The 16,962-nt window shown below is 63.8% G+C and carries 20 protein-coding genes and 1 pseudogene; 14 read left to right on the top strand and 7 right to left on the bottom strand.

From position 1 onward, the window contains the following. Nucleotides 1–111: 111 nt before the first annotated feature. The 3 genes from HU735_RS10125 to HU735_RS10115 all read left to right on the top strand — a co-directional run bounded on the left by HU735_RS10125 (nt 112) and on the right by HU735_RS10115 (nt 2,168). Complete coding sequence (locus HU735_RS10125; protein WP_186713368.1) at nt 112–1,020, top strand: hypothetical protein; 909 nt, start codon at nt 112–114, stop codon at nt 1,018–1,020. A gap of 64 nt (nt 1,021–1,084) precedes the next feature. Continuing rightward, nucleotides 1,085–1,507 carry a hypothetical protein gene (locus HU735_RS10120; RefSeq protein WP_186713367.1) on the top strand — a complete coding sequence of 141 codons (423 nt, stop codon included), beginning with the start codon at nt 1,085–1,087 and terminating at the stop codon, nt 1,505–1,507. Nucleotides 1,508–1,550: 43 nt separating this feature from the next. Further along, nucleotides 1,551–2,168 carry a dTMP kinase gene (locus tag HU735_RS10115; protein ID WP_186713366.1) on the top strand — a complete coding sequence of 206 codons (618 nt, stop codon included), beginning with the start codon at nt 1,551–1,553 and terminating at the stop codon, nt 2,166–2,168. On the opposite strand, the gene HU735_RS10110 is transcribed toward HU735_RS10115, so the two are convergent. Next, nucleotides 2,169–3,059, bottom strand: coding sequence for a LysR family transcriptional regulator (locus HU735_RS10110; protein ID WP_186713365.1), 891 nt, complete (start codon nt 3,057–3,059; stop codon nt 2,169–2,171). A gap of 106 nt (nt 3,060–3,165) precedes the next feature. On the opposite strand from HU735_RS10110, the gene HU735_RS10105 reads away from it, so the two are divergent. The 4 genes and pseudogenes from HU735_RS10105 to HU735_RS10090 all read left to right on the top strand — a co-directional run bounded on the left by HU735_RS10105 (nt 3,166) and on the right by HU735_RS10090 (nt 5,387). Next, a complete protein-coding gene (locus HU735_RS10105) occupies nt 3,166–4,173 on the top strand; it encodes a zinc-binding alcohol dehydrogenase family protein (RefSeq protein WP_186713364.1) in 1,008 nt (335 codons plus the stop codon). A gap of 64 nt (nt 4,174–4,237) precedes the next feature. Next, a complete protein-coding gene (locus HU735_RS27060) occupies nt 4,238–4,564 on the top strand; it encodes a putative quinol monooxygenase (protein WP_346655356.1) in 327 nt (108 codons plus the stop codon). A gap of 115 nt (nt 4,565–4,679) precedes the next feature. Further along, nucleotides 4,680–5,223, top strand: a pseudogene (locus HU735_RS10095) (chalcone isomerase family protein). Between the two features lie 2 nt (nt 5,224–5,225). After that, on the top strand, nt 5,226–5,387 hold the full coding sequence (locus tag HU735_RS10090) for a DUF2256 domain-containing protein (RefSeq protein ID WP_202888863.1): 162 nt from the start codon (nt 5,226–5,228) through the stop codon (nt 5,385–5,387). A gap of 38 nt (nt 5,388–5,425) precedes the next feature. Here the strand turns inward: HU735_RS10090 and HU735_RS10085 are convergent, their stop codons facing one another. Then, nucleotides 5,426–5,644 (bottom strand): hypothetical protein, encoded by a 219-nt coding sequence (locus HU735_RS10085; protein ID WP_186713361.1) that lies wholly within the window; start codon nt 5,642–5,644, stop codon nt 5,426–5,428. A 297-nt stretch (nt 5,645–5,941) separates the two neighbouring features. Between HU735_RS10085 and HU735_RS10080 the strand changes: the two genes are divergently transcribed. The 3 genes from HU735_RS10080 (at nt 5,942) to HU735_RS10070 (ending at nt 9,161) form a co-directional block, all read left to right on the top strand. Further along, on the top strand, nt 5,942–6,802 hold the full coding sequence (locus tag HU735_RS10080) for an RNA ligase family protein (RefSeq protein WP_186713360.1): 861 nt from the start codon (nt 5,942–5,944) through the stop codon (nt 6,800–6,802). 14 nt (nt 6,803–6,816) lie between these two features. Beyond that, nucleotides 6,817–7,968, top strand: coding sequence for an AAA family ATPase (locus HU735_RS10075; RefSeq protein WP_186713359.1), 1,152 nt, complete (start codon nt 6,817–6,819; stop codon nt 7,966–7,968). 182 nt (nt 7,969–8,150) lie between these two features. Next, a complete protein-coding gene (locus HU735_RS10070) occupies nt 8,151–9,161 on the top strand; it encodes an aldo/keto reductase (RefSeq protein ID WP_186713358.1) in 1,011 nt (336 codons plus the stop codon). An 82-nt stretch (nt 9,162–9,243) separates the two neighbouring features. Here the strand turns inward: HU735_RS10070 and HU735_RS10065 are convergent, their stop codons facing one another. The 5 genes from HU735_RS10065 to HU735_RS10045 form a co-directional block, all read right to left on the bottom strand. After that, the gene (locus HU735_RS10065) at nt 9,244–10,230 is read right to left on the bottom strand and encodes a zinc-binding dehydrogenase (RefSeq protein ID WP_186713357.1); all 987 of its coding nucleotides are present in this window, start codon (nt 10,228–10,230) and stop codon (nt 9,244–9,246) included. A 149-nt stretch (nt 10,231–10,379) separates the two neighbouring features. Continuing rightward, a complete protein-coding gene (locus HU735_RS10060) occupies nt 10,380–10,787 on the bottom strand; it encodes an SRPBCC family protein (RefSeq protein WP_186713356.1) in 408 nt (135 codons plus the stop codon). Between the two features lie 22 nt (nt 10,788–10,809). Beyond that, entirely contained in the window at nt 10,810–11,607 is a 798-nt protein-coding gene (locus HU735_RS10055) for an SDR family oxidoreductase (RefSeq protein ID WP_186713355.1), read from the bottom strand. A 92-nt stretch (nt 11,608–11,699) separates the two neighbouring features. Continuing rightward, on the bottom strand, nt 11,700–12,605 hold the full coding sequence (locus HU735_RS10050) for a LysR substrate-binding domain-containing protein (protein ID WP_050705564.1): 906 nt from the start codon (nt 12,603–12,605) through the stop codon (nt 11,700–11,702). Between the two features lie 112 nt (nt 12,606–12,717). Then, nucleotides 12,718–13,653 (bottom strand): cyclase family protein, encoded by a 936-nt coding sequence (locus HU735_RS10045; protein ID WP_186713354.1) that lies wholly within the window; start codon nt 13,651–13,653, stop codon nt 12,718–12,720. A 277-nt stretch (nt 13,654–13,930) separates the two neighbouring features. Between HU735_RS10045 and HU735_RS10040 the strand changes: the two genes are divergently transcribed. The 4 genes from HU735_RS10040 to HU735_RS10025 all read left to right on the top strand — a co-directional run bounded on the left by HU735_RS10040 (nt 13,931) and on the right by HU735_RS10025 (nt 16,636). Continuing rightward, complete coding sequence (locus tag HU735_RS10040; RefSeq protein ID WP_186713430.1) at nt 13,931–15,064, top strand: aminotransferase class V-fold PLP-dependent enzyme; 1,134 nt, start codon at nt 13,931–13,933, stop codon at nt 15,062–15,064. Nucleotides 15,065–15,086: 22 nt separating this feature from the next. Then, nucleotides 15,087–15,638 carry a YdeI/OmpD-associated family protein gene (locus HU735_RS10035; RefSeq protein WP_186713353.1) on the top strand — a complete coding sequence of 184 codons (552 nt, stop codon included), beginning with the start codon at nt 15,087–15,089 and terminating at the stop codon, nt 15,636–15,638. 376 nt (nt 15,639–16,014) lie between these two features. Next, nucleotides 16,015–16,251: a hypothetical protein gene (locus HU735_RS10030; protein WP_186713352.1), complete on the top strand. Its 237-nt coding sequence runs from the start codon at nt 16,015–16,017 to the stop codon at nt 16,249–16,251. 76 nt (nt 16,252–16,327) lie between these two features. Further along, nucleotides 16,328–16,636, top strand: a complete 309-nt coding sequence (locus HU735_RS10025) for a DUF3077 domain-containing protein (protein ID WP_186713351.1) — start codon at nt 16,328–16,330, stop codon at nt 16,634–16,636. Nucleotides 16,637–16,962 lie beyond the last annotated feature (326 nt).

Genomic DNA, 16,962 nt, shown 5'->3' with positions numbered 1-16,962 from the left:
ATGACAGTATTCTCATGGCGTGGGTGTAGGAAGTTTCCCAGGCTTTATGGCAATGACATTTTTTTCACATCACCTTGCTAGCATCGCCAGCACTTCCACGGAGCTGAATCGATGATGCCTGTCCTGCGCAAACGTGCTGTCCGCCTCGCTCTGGCCGGTACCGGGGGCCTGCTGGCCTGTACCCTGGGTTTCTTCGCCTGGCAGTCCTTCTACCCGGTGCAGGCTGCCGAAGGCTGGGGCGTGCAAGTGCTGCACAACTCGGTGACACGGGCTGCCTCGCTGCTGCCCCAGGCTGACGGCAGCCTGCTGGTCAGCCGCGAACTCAACGGCGGCAAGGGCAGCATCATGCGCATCACCGCCGAAGGCGACCGGATGGTGGTGCTCGAGGGCCTGTCCAAGCCCGACGGCATGGTCGCCGTCGACGGTGGCTGGGCGTTCAGTCAGGAGGTGGGCGGGGCGCCGGTCAGCGTGTCGCGCAACGGCCAGGTCAGCCAGCTGTTCGAAGGCAACAACGTGCAGGGCCTGTACAACGATGGCAAGCATCTTTACGCCATCGAGGACCGCAAGGGCGATGGCCGGTTGATGCGCTACGACTGGCGCAGCGGCGAGCTCGATGTGCTGCGTGCGGGCCTGACCGAAACCGAAGGCCTGACCCGCTGCACCGACGGGCGCCTGCTGTACACCGAGAAGGCCACCGGCAAGATCCGCGCGTTCAACGCCGAGGGTGCCGACCCGGTGGTGGTCGAGGGCCTGCGCAATCCGACGTTCCTGCTTTGCGACCAGCGTGGCTTGTGGATCAGTGAGGACTCGACCCACCGTGCGCGCCTGCTGCGCATCGACGGCGATGGTACTCGTCACACGGTGCTCAACTACCTGAAGGCGCCCCAGGCCATCGTCCCGGACGGCAAGGGCGGCTATCTGCTCGCCGAGGGTGGTCGCGACCGGGTTCTGCGCCTGACCCCGCCGGCTGCGCAGAGCACCGCCCAGGCCGAATCCCTGGCACGGGTGCCCGAAGCCTGACAAACCCCTCCGTTGCAAAGGCCACGGCGCTATCCTTGATACAGGCCCCAGAGGAGTCTTTGTCATGCGCCGGCTGATGCTGTTGTTGCTGATCATCGCCATCCCGGGTTGCCAGGCCCCAATGCCAGCCGCCAACCCACAGATGGCCTGGGTCGACCTCTCGCTGCCATTCCCCAACGACCGCGTCCTGCTGGCCGAACGCCTCGACAAGCAGCGCCTGGAAGAAGGTCGCTTCTTCCAGGTCACTCCCGGCAGCCATGAGCTGGTGGTCAGGTTCGACTACGAAACGAGCGGCGGAGGCGGGCTGAGCATGATGGGTGGCACCACCGTCCGCCAATGCTACCTGACCCTCGACTACGCCCATTTCCAGGCCGGCCAGCGCTATTTGCTCGAAGCCCGCTCCATGGCTCTCACACCTGAGGCAAGGCTGTACAATGCCGCCCGGGAGATCGTCGCAGAGGTCAGCGAGTTCTACTGCCTGATGTAAGCCAATGCCTGTCGATGAAGGAAACCCAAACGTTGTGTGACGCATGAATCATTCGCTGTTCATTTCCCTCGACGGGCCCAAGGGCACCGGCAAGACCACGCTGCTGGAATCCGTCACCCAAGCGCTGAGGGCGGACAACAGGAAGGTGATCCGCATCAGCGAGAAGAAGAGCGATCCCTACCGGGGCGAAACCATGGCCCTGGTCAACCAGTTTGTCAGAAATCCCTGCCGGGATCTGGAGATGAAGGTCTGTGAGCGCCTTGCGCATAGCCGGGCCTGGATTTCCCGGCATGTGCTGGCCAGGCAGCCCAAGGACAGCATCATCCTGATCGACCGCTGGTATCCGTCCGATGCCGCGTTTCGCCGGCTGGTACCGTTTGCCGAGATTCTACGGTTGAACATCGAATGCGACGTGCGGGTGCCGGACCTGCATGTGGGCGTGGTCACCGAGCCTGAAATTTCCTGGGCGAGGGCAGCGGCGCGCTCGCGTGGGTTGAGCAGTACCGTGATGCATGAACTGGATGAACACGTGGCCTGCACGCAAGCATTCGAGCAAGCCGTTGCCGATCAAGGCTGGTTCTTGTGCCGCAATGAAGACACCCTGGAAGCGGCGACACGGCAGGTGGTATCGGCGATCCAGCGCGTGCTGCCGGCAGCCTGATCAGTAGCGTTCGAGCGCGGCGAAGCGGCTCGACAGCCAGGCTTGCAGCTGTTTCACCGCAGGCGACAATTGCTTGCGGTGCGGGCACACCAGGCTCAGCGGCATGCTCGGCCCTGGGTGATCCTGCAACAGCACGACGAGCCGTCCCGCCAATACGTCGTCACTTACATCCAGCCAGGACTTGTAGGTGATCCCTTCGCCCGCCACGGCCCAGCGCCGGGCGATATCGGCATCGTCGCAGAACAGGGCGCCACGCACCTGCACGGTCTGTGTCCCCAGTTGCCACTTGTCGTAGACCCGGCCCTGCTGCATGTACAGCAGGCACTGGTGCTCGCGCAGCGCCTCGGGAGTGCGCAGCGTGCCTTGCCGCGCCAGGTACTCGGGCGAGGCCACCAGCACCTTGCGGTTCCACGGTGCCAGTGGCAGGGCGATGTAGTTGGCGTCGGCATTCAGGCCGTAGCGGATGGCGATATCCACCGGGTCGCGGAACAGGTCGGCGATCTGGTCGGAGAGAAACAGGCGCAGGTTCAACTGCGGGTGCTCGCGGCGAAACGCCGTGAGCCAGGGCAACAGCACGTTGCGCCCCAGGTCGGACGGCGCGGCCACCTGCAGGATCCCGCTCAAGCGGGCGCTTTCCTGCTGCAGGTTGTCCCGTCCTTGCCTGAGGGCTTCCAGGGCGGCCAGGGCCGAGGGCAGGTACTGCTCACCCTCGGCCGTCAGGCGCAGGCTGCGCGTGGTACGGGCAAACAGCCGCACGTCCAGCTCACGCTCCAGGCGCTTGACCGCCTCGGCTGCCTGGCCGGGCAGCAGGTCGGCTTCGTGGGCGGCTGCGGTAAAGCTGCCCAACGCGGCGCTGCGAACGAAGATGCCGAGGTCGTCGAGGCGGATCATTTTCACTCCTGTAATGAAAGTGTTCACGGGCTCAGCCCGTTTTTCCCAACGACCGGGCGCGCCAGACTGGGTTCACGAATCAAACCATATCCAGCAGCGAGTGCCTATGAAAGCGATCGGTTACACCCAGAACGGCCTGCCCATCGAAGACCCTACGTCCCTTCAGGACATCTTTATGCCCAGGCCGAATCCAGGGCCAAGGGACATCCTGGTGGAGGTCAAGGCCGTGTCGGTCAACCCCGTCGACACCAAGGTGCGCGCCGGCACTTTCACGCGTGAGCCGAAAATACTCGGCTGGGACGCGGCCGGTATCGTCCGTGAAGTCGGCCCCCAGGTGACCCTGTTCAAGCCAGGCGACCAGGTGTACTACGCCGGCTCCATCGCCAGGCCCGGCAGCTACAGCGAATATCACCTGGTCGACGAACGTATCGTCGGGCACCAACCGCGCAGCCTGGGTGCGGCGCAGGCGGCAGCGCTGCCGCTGACGGCCATCACCGCCTGGGAACTGCTGTTCGACCGCTTAGGCTTGGTCGAAGGCGGCGGGGAGGGCGATGCCTTGCTGATCGTCGGCGCCGCCGGCGGTGTCGGCTCGATGCTGGTGCAACTGGCCCGGCAACTGACCCGCCTGACGGTCATCGGCACCGCCTCTCGCGGCGAGACTGCCGACTGGGTGCGCGAACTGGGCGCCCATCATGTCATCGACCACAGCGCGCCGCTGCACGGGCAACTCCAGGCCCTGGGGATCGAGTCGGTCAGCCATGTCGCCAGCCTCACCCATACCGAGCAGCACTTCGCGCAACTGGTCGAGGTGCTGCGGCCACAAGGTCGCCTGGGGGTGATCGACGACCCGCAGACCCTGGATGTCATGCCGCTCAAGCGCAAGTCGCTGTCGCTGCACTGGGAGCTGATGTTCACCCGCTCGCTGTACCAGACCGACGACATGGTCCGCCAGCACGAACTGCTCGAGCGGGTGGCCGGGTTGATCGACCAGGGCATCCTGCGCACCACCCTGGGCGAGCATTTCGGTGCCATCAATGCCACCAACATGCGCCGTGCCCATGCGCTGGTCGAGAGTGGCAAGTCGCGCGGCAAGATCGTTCTGGAAGGCTTCTGAGCCCATCCGAGAGACAACGGCGGGCCGGTCGATCCGGCCCCTTGCAACTGACCAGGAGATTGATGTGAACCAACAAGAGCATCCCCTCGTTTCCCTTGCCATCCTCAAGGCCAAGCCAGGCCTGGCAGCGTCGTTGAAAGCCGCCTTGCTGGCCTTGATCGAGCCGACCCGGGCGGAACCCGGCAACCGCGACTACATGCTGTTCGAGCGTAGCGATGAGCCTGGGACGTTCTACATGCGCGAGGCGTTCGACCACCAGCAGGCCCTGGACACGCACCTGGCCACCGCTCACTTCCAGCGCTTTGCCGAGCAGGCCGACCAACTGTTGGCCGAGCCGCTGCAACTGATCTTCCTTGACCCGGTATCCACTACCGTTGCGCCTCACCCGTGAGGCACAACGGGCCGCCGGCATCGCGCAGTGATGCACCTGCTGACCGATGCATGATTTGATTTTATCTATACAAGATCCTAGTCTTGTATAGATTTTCTCTCCATGCAGATTCGTGATGGCATTCCTTGCGCGCTTGGCCTGTCTCTGCCTGCTGCTGACGTTGATGCCAGTAGCCATTGCGGACTGGCGTGCAGCGCTGCCGGCGGCCCAGCAACTGGGCGGTGGCGACTTCACCTGGTTCGGCCTGCGGCTGTACAGCGCACGCTTGTGGACCGAGGGTCCGCGCCATGACTGGAACCAGCCTTTTGCCCTGGAACTGACCTACCACCGCTCATTGTCCCGGGACACGCTGGTGCAAGCCAGCCTTGAAGAGATGCGCCGCCTCGGCGCCGGCCGCATGACGACGCAACAGCTCGAAACCTGGGCCAAGGTACTGCAGGAAGCATTCGTGGATGTCCGCCCTGGCATGCGCATCACGGGGGTTGTATCTGCCGAAGCAGGGGTGCCGCTTCTATGTCGATGAGCGACTCACCCGTGACATTGCCGACCCGGTCTTTGCCCGCGCGTTCTTTGCCATCTGGTTGGACCCAAGGGCTCGAGATACCCGGTTGCGGCAGCAACTGCTCGGCCCGACCGGCAGCCTCCGAGGAGGACCATGAACATGTACAGGGCTGCCGAACGGAGCAAGATCAAGATCTGCGCGGCATGCGGCCGGCCGTTCAGCTGGCGCAAGCGTTGGGCGCGGTGCTGGGAGGAGGTGAAGTATTGTTCGCAGCGCTGTCGCCGCTCGGCGCCACCGCGCAGGACACAGCAGCAAGGGTAGGGCGGTCGCAAGACCCGATGCCGCGCCGCCCGGACGCGTCAGTCTTTGCTGGCGTTGAGCTTGCGCAGCTCATCGTAGGTGGCGGACTGGACGAACCAGAAGCCGGAAACGATGCACCAGCCGAGGCTGCCGACCACGAATACACCCAGGGCTGGCAGGAATCCGCCGGTGAACAGGGTGATGAGCGCGAAGAGCCAGATAACGGCCAGGGAGATGTAGAGGACGATGTTGTTGACGCTGATGACGAAGTCTTTCACGAAGCATGTTCCTTGCGGGATTTCAAAAGATTGCCCCTCCAGGGGCACGCAGATGCTATCACATTGCTTTCATTGAGGGCTTGACTTGCTGACGGCACCTGCTGTTGAATGCGCGCCCTCGAATCCCCGCAACCTTTTGCCAAGTGGTGAAGCCAGTGCCCTGCGCCATCAAACACGCCTGATACCGACGACGGTCCATCGTGCCTGATGGCTGCCCGTGCTTGCGCGCGGCGGCGCTTCATCCTCGTACCTGCCTGATCCTGTCGTCGGTTTTTCCCTATTTCCAAGGAGAAACCCATGAACATGGATTTTCGTGCCGACGCACATTCCCTCGAACTGCTCAAATACCCCCGCACACCCCATCTGCAAGGCTCGCGCCTGCAGGACGGCGACAGCGATGCCGGCCAGGTGGCCTATGGCTCGTTGGCCGGCCAATGGCTGGTGGTGGAAGAGAAACTCGACGGCGCCAACGCCGGCATCAGCTTTACCAACGGTGGCGAGCTCCGCCTGCAATCGCGTGGCCACTACCTCACCGGCGGTGGCCGCGAGCGCCAGTTCAACCTGTTCAAGCAATGGGCCGTGGCCCACGAGCACTGGTTGCTGGAGCGTCTTGAAGACCGCTTCGTGCTGTATGGCGAGTGGCTGCACAAGAAGCACTCGGTGTTCTACGACCACCTGCCGCATTTTTTCTGCGAGTTCGACGTGTGGGACCGCGCCACGGGGCTGTTCCTGTCCACCGCGGCGCGCCGCCGCCTGCTTGCCGACGGACCGGTGCTGTCGGTACCGGTGCTGTACGAAGGCCCGGCACCACGCCGCTACGCCGAGCTGATGGCGTTGCTCGGCGACTCGCTGGCCAAGACCGCGCAATGGCGCGAAGTGTTCGAGCAGGTGGTGCGCCGCGAAGGCCTCGACCTGGCCCGCGCCTGGCGCCAGTGTGATCGCTCGAGCCGCATGGAGGGGCTGTACCTGAAGCTCGAAGACGAGCGCCAGACCTTGGGCCGGCTCAAGTGGGTGCGCCAGGACTTCGTCCAGGCCATCCTCGACGCCGACCAGCACCATGCCAACCAACCGTACATACCCAATCAACTGGCCGCCGGCGTCGATCTCTACGCACCGCGCCTGTCCCTGGACTGGCACGGCGCACGCCGCGGTGACTGAAGGAGCTTCCTGAAATGGATATTCGACAACTGCAACAACTGGTGCCCGCCCCCGGGCACGACATGGACAGCGCCGCTTGCCTCGCGGCCATCCCGGCCCTGACACGCCTGGCCGACACCCCGCAGGATCCGACCTATCACGCCGAAGGCGATGTGTGGGTCCATACCCGCCTGGTGGTCGAGGCGCTGCTGGCGCAGCGCGCCTACCGCGACGCCAGCGCCGAGCAGCGCTTCGTGCTGTTCTTCGCTGCCTTGCTGCATGACATCGCCAAGCCCGACACCACGGTGATCGACCCGCAGACCGGGCGCATCGGCCAACCCGGCCACTCGCGCCGAGGCGCGGTGGATGCGCGTCTGTTGTTATGGCGCGCCGGCGTGCCGTTCGCGCTGCGCGAACAGATCTGCCGGATCATCACCGTGCATCAACTGCCGTTCTTTGCCCTGCAGGGCGACCGCAGCGGACGCAGCGCGGAGTTCCTGCTGCACAAGCTGTCGTGGGAACTGCCGGTGTGGATGCTCTGCGCGGTGGCCGAGGCCGACATGCAGGGCCGCCACTATGCCGGCAAGGCCGATGTGCTGACCGCCATCGAACTGTGGCGCGAGCTGGCGGCAGAGGAGGGGTGTTTGTACGGCCCACGGGCGTTTGCCGACGAGTACACACGCATTCAGTACCTGCGTGGCGCCCGCGTGCATCCGGACTATGCGTTGCATGAACCCGAGGGTTCCCAGGTGCTGATGCTCTCGGGTCTTCCGGCCAGCGGCAAGGACACCTGGACCGCCCGACACCACCCGGACCTGCCGGTGGTGTCGTTCGATGACGCGCGCCAGGCCCTGGGCCTGCGCCACGGCCAAAACGAAGGCGCCGCCGCCCACTACGCCATCGACCGGGCCAAGGCACTGTTGCGCGAGCGCAGGCCCTTCGTGTGGAACTCGACGCACCTGTCGGCACAGATGCGCAGCCGTACCTTGGACTTGCTGTATGGCTATGGTGCGCAGGTGGAGATCGTCTACCTGGAGCGGCCGGAGGAGGAGATCATGCGGCGTAACCAGCGACGCGACACGTCGCTGCGCAATGACGATATACGGCGGATGCTGTTCAAGTGGGAGGTGCCGCTACCAACTGAGGCGCATCGAGTGAGGTATGAGGTGGTGACGAGTAAGGCTTGATTGAAGGTACAGACAAAGGGACGCTGCGCAGTTGTCGAGATGGCACCGTAGGCTCGGTCGGCAGCTATGCATGAAAGGTCTCAAGTCTGTCGAATTATGACTTGGACGGTCTTGATAGGGGCGGCATAGGATTGCCGCCACTGGAGTTCACACAGCAACTCCCCTTATCAGGAAGTACACCCATGAGCCTCAAATCCCTTATCGCCAATCCGCTCGGCTTCGGCACCGCGCCACTGGGCAACATGTTCCGCAACGTACCGGAGGCCGAGGTCCAGGCCACCGTCGATGCCGCCTGGGACAACGGTGTGCGCTACTTCGATACCGCGCCGTTCTACGGTGCCGGACTGTCCGAATCGCGCCTGGGCAACGCCCTGGCCGGTCGGCCTCGTGACGAATACGTGCTCAGCAGCAAGGTCGGCCGGATCATCCTCGACGAACTGGAAGACCCCACCAGCCGCGAGCTGGGCGAGAAGAGCGGCCTTTTCGAACACGGCAACCGCAACCGCATCGTCAACGACTACAGCGCCGATGCGACCCTGCGCTCCATCGAAGACAGCCTGCGCCGGCTGAAGACTGACCGTCTGGACATCGTCTGGATCCATGACATCGCCCAGGACTTTTACGGTGACGAGTGGCTGGAGCGCTTCGAGACCGCGCGCAAGGGCGCCTTCCGCGTGCTCACCCGCCTGCGTGAAGAGGGCGTGATCAAGGCCTGGGGCCTGGGGGTGAACCGGGTCGAGCCGATCGAGCTGACCCTCGACCTGGACGAGCCGCAACCTGATGGCTTCCTGCTCGCCGGGCGCTACTCGCTGCTCGATCACGACCGCGCACTGCAGCGTGTCATGCCGCAGGCGGCGGAGCAGGGTGTTGGTATCGTCGTGGGTGGCCCCTACAGCTCTGGGGTGACCGCCGGTGGCGAGCACTTCGAGTACCAGAAGGCGACCCCTTCGGTGTTGGCCAAGCTTGAACGCATCCGCGCAGTGGCCCGTGCCCACGGTGTCGACGTCAAGGCGGCCGCCCTGCAGTTCGCCTTGGCCCACCCGGCGGTGGTCGCGGCGATCCCGGGTTCCACCCGTGTGGCGCACGCCAACGAAGACCATGCAGCCCTGGGCGCGGTCATTCCGGCAGCGTTCTGGAACGAATTGCGTCAACAAGGCCTGATCAACGCACTGGCGCCTGTTCCGGCAGCCTGAGCTTGAACAGGACAGGGCTGCAGTGCAGCCCTGCTTGAATCAACGCCGCGCTTAGCGCGGCGTTTTCATTTGTGCAACCGGATCACGCCAAGCGCGTCACCCACTTGCCCGACGCGCTGCCGTCCTTGAGTTGGCGCAATGCCTGCGGCAGCGCCTCGAAGCGAAAGTCCAGGCGCTGCGGCGCCAGCAGCCGGCCATCGGCGACCATCCGCAGCAAACGCTCCCCTTCGACCTTCAACGCTTGCCGATCGAGCAGTCGGCCATGGGCATGGACACTGTTGAGCGCTACCTCGTGCAGCGAGATCGCCGTGCTGAAGGCCGGCAGCGGGGCGTTTTCCAGGCGATCCTGAATGCACACCAGGTGGCCGTTGTAGCCCAGCAGATGGGCCAGGCTCGCGGCATGGCTGCCGCTGACCGTGTCGAACAGCGCATGCAGCGGACGCTCGCCGAGGGCCGCTTGCACATCGGCCTGCCAGTCGCCAGCACGGTAGTCGAACACCCCGACCACGCCCAGTTGCCTGAGGCGCTCATGGTGCTGCCGGCCCGCCGTGGCCCACACGCGCAGGCCACGCTGCAGCGCCAGCTGGACAAGGTAGAAGCCCACCGCGCCGCCCGCGCCGACCACCAGCACATCGCGCGACGCGCCGTCGGCGACCTTGGCCAGGGCCTGCCAGGCCGTCAGCGCGGGGCAGGGGATGGCGGCCGCCGCCGCGATATCGAGGTTGGCTGGAATGTGCATGACCAGGTTCGCATCGAGCAGGCAGTGCTCGGCGAAGCTGCCATCGCGGGACAGCGACTGGTGATAGGCGACGCGTGAACCCAGCGCCAGCTCGACCCCGGCACCGACCGCGACCACGGTACCCGCGCCATCGACGCCGGGCACGGTGCCCGGGTGCCAGTCGGCATGGCCCCATTCGCAGATCTTCCAGTCCACCGGGTTCAGGGCGATGGCGCGGTTGGCCACCAGCACTTGGCCGGGGCCGACTTCAGGCAGGGATTTGTCGATGAGTTGCAGGCCGTCCAGGCCTGCGCCCGGGGTCCAACCCCAGGCGCGATGAGTGATGGACATGAGCGGTTCTCGTAGGGGCAGAAATGGGGCAGGATAGCGAGGCGCGGGGCAGGGATACAGCAGGGATCGGGCAAAGGTGTATTGAGCTGGAATCAGCAATGCAAAAGGGCCGCTCGAAGGCGGCCCTGCTGTGCATCTTGGGGGTTACATCAACCCAGGCTCTTGGCCAGGGCCTGCAGGCCACCTTCATAGATGCCGGTGAACAAGGCAGTGGCTTCTTCGTCGCTGACGCCTACCGGGGTGAACTCGCCGAACCACTCCACCCGGCTGCCCTGGCCGTCGGCCTTGACCCGCAGGGTCGACAGGTAGCCGGTCACCGGGAACGGGCTGGTCAGGATCGAGTAGCTGTAGCTGCGTTGCTGCTCATCGAAAGCCATCAGGCGTTCGACGATGCTGTTGCCGTCCGGGTCTTTCAGCGAGCGCACGCGGCCGCCTTCGCTGGACAGGCTTTCAGGGATGAACGGCAGCCAGTCGGGCAGGCTGTCGAAGCCGCCGATCAGGGCCCAGACGTGCTCGGGGCTGTGTGGGGTGTTCAGGGTTGCTTGGGCATTGGCCATGGGAAAATCTCCAGAATTGAATTCAGATTGCGAGGCTGTCGACCACACCGCCGTCGACCCGCAGGGCCGCGCCGGTGGTGGCGGAGGAATAAGGGGAGGCGAGGTACACCACCAGGTGGGCGACTTCGTCGACGTCGGCGGCGCGCTGGATGATCGAGCTCGGGCGGGCGCTGCGCACGAAGTGGTCGGCCTCTTCGCGAATGCTGCGCCCGGAGGCCTTGGCCGCATCGGCCACCAGGTTGGCGACGCCATCGGTCAGGGTCGGGCCGGGCAGTACCGCGTTGACGGTGACGCCGGTGCCGGCCAGGCGCTTGGCCAGGCCATGGGAAACGGCGAGGTTGGCCGCCTTGGTCACGCCGTAGTTGATCATGTCCGCTGGGATGGCGATGCCGGATTCCGAGGAAATGAACAGGATCCGCCCCCAGCCTTTCTCGACCATGCCCGGTGCATAGTGGCGCGCCAGGCGCACGCCGGACAGCACGTTGGTGTCGTAGAAGCGGTTCCACTCGCTGTCGTCGACGTCGAAGAAATCAACGTCATCGTAGATGCCCAGGTTGTTGACCAGGATGTCGACGCGGGGGTGAGCGGCGATCAGCGCCTGGGCGCCTTCGGCCGTGCCCAGGTCGGCGATCACCCCGTGCACCTGGCCACGGCCACCCTGGGCGCGCAGTTCGGCCAGGGCGGCGTCGAGCGACTTCTGGCTGCGGCCGGCGATGACCACGTCGGCATGGGCGCGGGCCAGGCCGCGAGCGATGGCCAGACCGATACCGCCGGTCGAGCCGCTGATGATGGCGGTACGCCCGCCGAGGTCGATGTTCATGGAATGGCTCCTGTGGATGAGTTGCATCGATGGGAGCCATGCTAGTGACGCGCGATCAGACTGTAAAAGACTAGATTCGACTGAATTAAGACCTATGAAGTCTGATCGGCCAGGGCCAGCACGCGCTCGCGGAATACCCCCACGATTGGCCGCAGGTCGACCTGGTGCCAGGCCGCCCACAATTGCACGCAGGGGCTGAACCACTCTAGCTTGCGCAGCACCACCGTGGGGCCGGCGCTGGCGCTCAGGCTGCCCTGCACCATGGCCAGGCCGAGCCCGGCGGACACCAGGCCGAGCACGCTCAGCGGGTCGGTGGCCTCCAGCGACAGGCGCGGGGTGAAGCCCGCATCGGCGCAGCGGGCGATGAAATCGTCGCGCTTGTTGAGTTGGTCGGGCTGCCCGCCGGTGATGATCCATTCCTGCTCATGCAGGTCGGCAGGACAGAGGTCGGTCTTGCCTGCCAGCGGGTGTTCGGCGGGGATGGCCAGTAGCATTGGGTCGTCCAGCACCGGATGCGCCCGCAGGTCGGGGTCATTGTCGGGCGGCGGCTCGCAGACCAGGGCGATATCCAGGCTGCGCTGGCGCAGCCCTTCGAACTGCTCGCTCGGGGTCATGTTGTACAGGGCGATGTGAATGTTCGGCCGTTCGCTGCGTATGGCCCGCACCGCGCCGGGCAGCACGCCGGCATGGATGGCATGGTTGACGTAGCCGATGCACAGCCCGCCTTCCTCGCCACGGCCCAGGCGCTTGCCCAGCGACTCCAGGCGCTCGGCATGCTTGAGCAGGCCACGGGCCTCGGACAGGAAGGTGCGGCCGTCGGCAGTCAGGAACAGGCGCTGGTTGCGCCGCTCGAACAAGGCCAGGCCGAGGTGGTCCTCGAGCTGGGCGATCTGCCGGCTCAAAGGGGATTGAGAGATATGAAGCTGCTCCGCCGCGCGGCCGACGTTTTCGCATTCGGCGACGGCGACGAAGTAGCGCAACTGACGTAGATCCTGCATGAGACCTCCAGGGGACAGCCCTGAGTTTTACTAGCGCAGCCCTGCGTTGGCTAGCCTCCATCAACGCAAATGCCCGCTGCAAGCAGCGGGCAGGGTACTCAAGGCCTGATGATCAGTGGATCGCCACCGGGTTGATGTTGACCTGGGTCGAGCCCTTGTACAGCGGCTGGCCCAGCACGAACAGGAACTCGAAGGCCTTGTCGCGTACTAGGGCGCGGGTGTCGATCAGCTCCAGGTTGTAGATGCCACGCTTGGCCAGCATGAACTGGTTGACCGGGAACTCCTCGCCGGTAGGGTTCGGGTAGACCTCCGAGGCCCAGGTGTCACCGCCGAAGGCAACGATGCCCTGGTCGGCCAGCCACTCGGCCGCCGGCAGGTCGATGCCTGGCTCGGTGGCGAGGAACTGCGCATTGTCCTTGCCGATCAGCTCCAGCCAGCCGGTATTGAACAGCACCACGTCACCCTTGCGCAGGGTGATGCCTTGTCGCTTGAGCACCGCCTTGATGTCGTTGACGGTGAACGACGTACCGCCCGGCACGATGGCCTTGCCATAGTAGGCGGTCATGTCCAGCACCACGCCACGGGTGACCATCGGCGGCACTTTCTCCACGCCGAGCTTGGTCACGCCTTCGACGGTGACGAAGTCGGCGGCCTTGTTGCCGTTGTAGTAGACGTTGTCGATGCCAATATGGCCGATGCCGTTGAGCTGGGTGCCGACGCCGGTCCAGCCGTTGACCAGTTCATCGTTGAAGCTGAACTTGTTCTTGCCCAGGGTCTGGCCGGCCTGTTCGCCGGGCTGGATGTTGTAGAGGTGGAAGCTGCGGTGGCGGAAGGCGGGCAGGTCCTTGCTCACGGGGACGGCGAGGGGGTAGGTCTTGCCGGTTTTGACCAGGGTGATGGCTTGCTTGACCACCTCTGGGGTGAGGAGGTTGGCGGCACCGATTTCGTCGTTTGGGCCGTAGGGGGAGGATTGCCAGGTGGCGGCCAGGGTGGATTGGGCGGTGGTGGCCAGGGCTAGGGTGATTAGCAGGGGTTTGAAGTAGTGCAATTCTTGGGCTCCTGAACGGGGGTTGATGTCAGGGGCGGATTTTGGGTGGAGGCGGGGATGGGAAAAAGTGGTGGGTGGGACAAGGAGTTTTGCGTGCGGGGCAAGGAAGTGGACATCTCTGATGTTCATGCAGGGGAAGCTGTTGGGACTTCAACCAGTGGGCGTTTCCCTGATTTGAGTCAGGCAGGGGGCTGCGGTGTGCCTGATGCATCTTGTCATTTGCAATAGCTTAGGGCAGGGTCGATGCCATGGACCTCTCTGCCAAAGGAACCGCACCATGTCGAAGATCTATCCCGGTATCGATCCCGAAGGGCTGGTCGAGTATTCGGTAGTCTACACGGACCGCTCGCTCAACCACATGTCCCAGTCGTTCCAAGGGGTGATGAAGAACATTTCAACCACCCTGAAACAGGTCTACAACGCCCAGGCGGTTGCGGTGGTTCCGGGCAGTGGCACATTCGGCATGGAAGCGGTGGCACGGCAGTTTGCCACCGGCCAGCAATGCCTGGTGATACGCAACGGCTGGTTCAGTTATCGCTGGAGCCAGATCCTTGAGATGGGCAACATTCCGGCGGCCACAACGGTGCTGAAAGCCCGGCCGGTTGAAGCGGGGCGCCAGGCTGCCTATGCCCCGGCCCCTCTGGACGAAGTGTTGACGGCCATTGCATCGCAGAAGCCGCAGATTGTCTTCGCCCCCCACGTTGAAACGTCATCAGGGATCATCCTGCCCGATGAATACCTGCGGGCCGTGGGCGACGCCGTGCATGCGGTGGGTGGCCTGTTTGTGCTGGACTGCATCGCCTCCGGCGCGATCTGGGTTGATATGCACAAATGCGCGGTCGACCTGCTGATCAGCGCGCCGCAGAAAGGCTGGAGCGCCTCACCTTGCTGCGCCCTGGTGATGCTCAGCGCGTTGGCCCTCGAGCGTATCGAATCGACGCAAAGCACCAGCTTCGCCTGCGACTTGAAGAAGTGGCTTCAGATCATGCAGGCCTATGAGCAGGGCGGCTACGCCTACCATGCGACCATGCCCAGCGATGCCCTCGCGCGGTTCAACGAAGTGATGAAAGAGACGCAAGCCTACGGTTTCGACAAGGTCTGCGACGAACAACAGGCCCTGGGTGATCGGGTGCGCGCAATGATGACCCGCAAAGGGATCAAGAGCGTGGCTGCGGCAGGCTTTCAGGCCCCTGGTGTGGTGGTGAGCTACACCGATGATGCCGATATCAAGAGTGGTAAGAAGTTTGCCAGCCACGGCCTGCAGATTGCCGCCGGCGTGCCGTTGCAATGCGACGAGCCGGCCGACTTCCAGACCTTCCGCATCGGCCTGTTCGGGCTGGAAAAGCTGCACAATATCGAGCGTACGGTCAGCACCCTTGAGCAGGCACTGGACGAGGTGATGGTTAACTAGGCGCTCGGTGGGAGAACTTGCAATGACAACAGACGATGCGAGGTCCCGATTCGAAGCCAAGCTTCTTCGTCCGCTAAAGCCCGGTGATGACAGGTCGTGGGCGTTTGCAGTTCTTCCAAGGGATGCGAGTGAACGGCTTCCGAGGCGGGGAAGGACGTCCGTTGACGGCACGATCAATGGGCATCCTTTTCGGGCAATCCTGGAGCCCGATGGCCAGTTGAGCCATTGGCTGAGAGTCAGTAGCGATCTACTCGATGCGGCGGGTGTGGCCGTTGGCGATATCGTTACCCTCGAACTAGTCCCGGTGAAGAAGGAGCCCGAGCCTGATATCCCAGCAGATTTTGAGAAAGCCCTGGCAGCCACACCTGAGGCTCAAAAGGTTTGGAACAACACGACGACCCTCGCACGGGTGGACTGGATCCACTGGATTACTTCAGCGAAGCAACTCAAGACGCGTGAAAAGCGAATAGGTGATGCCTGCGAGATGCTTGCGACCGGCAAAAAGGCGGTTTGCTGTTTCGACTCGTCCGGCTACTACAGCAAAGCCTTTCGGGCGCCCGAGGCAGAAGATTGATCAGTGGTGCAGCCCGGGAGCATCCAGGGGCGCAACCAGCCCTAAGTTGACGATAAGAGAACACTTTTTATGTGCTCTGAATCGGATTTTCCCTCTTCTCTGTAGTCCATTTCCGAAACATACTCCTAGCCCCTTACAGCCTGTTGCCACCCGTCTACCCGCCATCTAGTCTCGGCAAGTCGCTTCAAACCCAGCGACCGGCTTTGACAGGCCGCAGGTAGAACGAAGTCTCGTAGCAAGCCGTTATGGCGGCTGTACGTGGGGCACCTCGTGTGCGCCGGGTTTCCTTCGTCTCCTCGGTCTGTCAACCCACGTACAGCTGCCACCCTCTGTTTGACAGCAGGGTGTGGTGGCTCCACCGAGACGGAGAAACAACATGCTAAAGATCGTCCCCGATCCACCCCAGCACGACAAATACACCACCCAAACCCTCGAAGACCTCCTGGTCCAGATCTCCGAATACCTTGTCTGCGCCCTGACCGTCAGCCAGCAGACCGTCCTGCTCCACGCCAAACCCCCAGGCCAGGTGCTGACCCTCGCCGCCATGCACGAAATCGACAGCGCCCGCACCCTGGTGGAAGTGGCGCTGAGCCGTGTGCAATCCCGGCACTGACCTGGCGAGCCTGAGCTCGCACTTGATGTTCACCGATCAGGCCCCGCGCTGTTCGCGGGGCCGCAGGAGGAATGGTATGGATATGGAATTGCAAATCCCGCGCATCAAGACACTCGCCACCACCGGCGTCGGGCATTTCGGCGAAGGCGCGGAGGTGGGGGCGCAAGACCCGCTGTTCCGCGTGGTGGCGGGGCATCCGCTGGACCATGCGGTTGAGCAGGCAACTGTGCTGATGTGTGCGGTACATAAGATCAGCGATCTGGCGATGACTGAGACGGATCATCTGCCGACGTTGCTGACTGCCGTGCATTACCTCGGTGGCATGGCGAAGGTGCTGGCCCAGGATGTGATTCATGGGTTGATGGTTGGTCGGAGGGTTGAGTAGGAATGCGGTGGCCGCTGCGGGGCGCTCGATACCCGTGTCGCCTTCGAATCCTGATTCCTAGGAGCCACTGAGCCCCAGGTCAGGGTTTCATATCTTCCACCGTGCATCGGCGCTGGCCGTGGTTCAGATACCGAGTGGCGCGAGATCCCAAGCACTACCTGAAGCCTTCTTATGGACATCGAGTCTCGACGCTCAGCAGAGGTTGAGCGCGACAGGTGTCAGCCATGCTTCGTACTTTATACTGCCGCAGTCCCCGGCGTTTTCTATGCCGCCCTTTGGGCGAGCGGGGCAAAAATGATTTGTGGAATTGAGGCTTACTGAGTAAG

The sequence above is a fragment of the Pseudomonas sp. BW16M2 genome (assembly GCF_014268865.1).
Classification (GTDB): domain Bacteria; phylum Pseudomonadota; class Gammaproteobacteria; order Pseudomonadales; family Pseudomonadaceae; genus Aquipseudomonas; species Aquipseudomonas peradeniyensis.
Note: the sequence above shows the minus strand (reverse complement) of the source record. Positions and strands in the feature narration are given on the sequence as shown.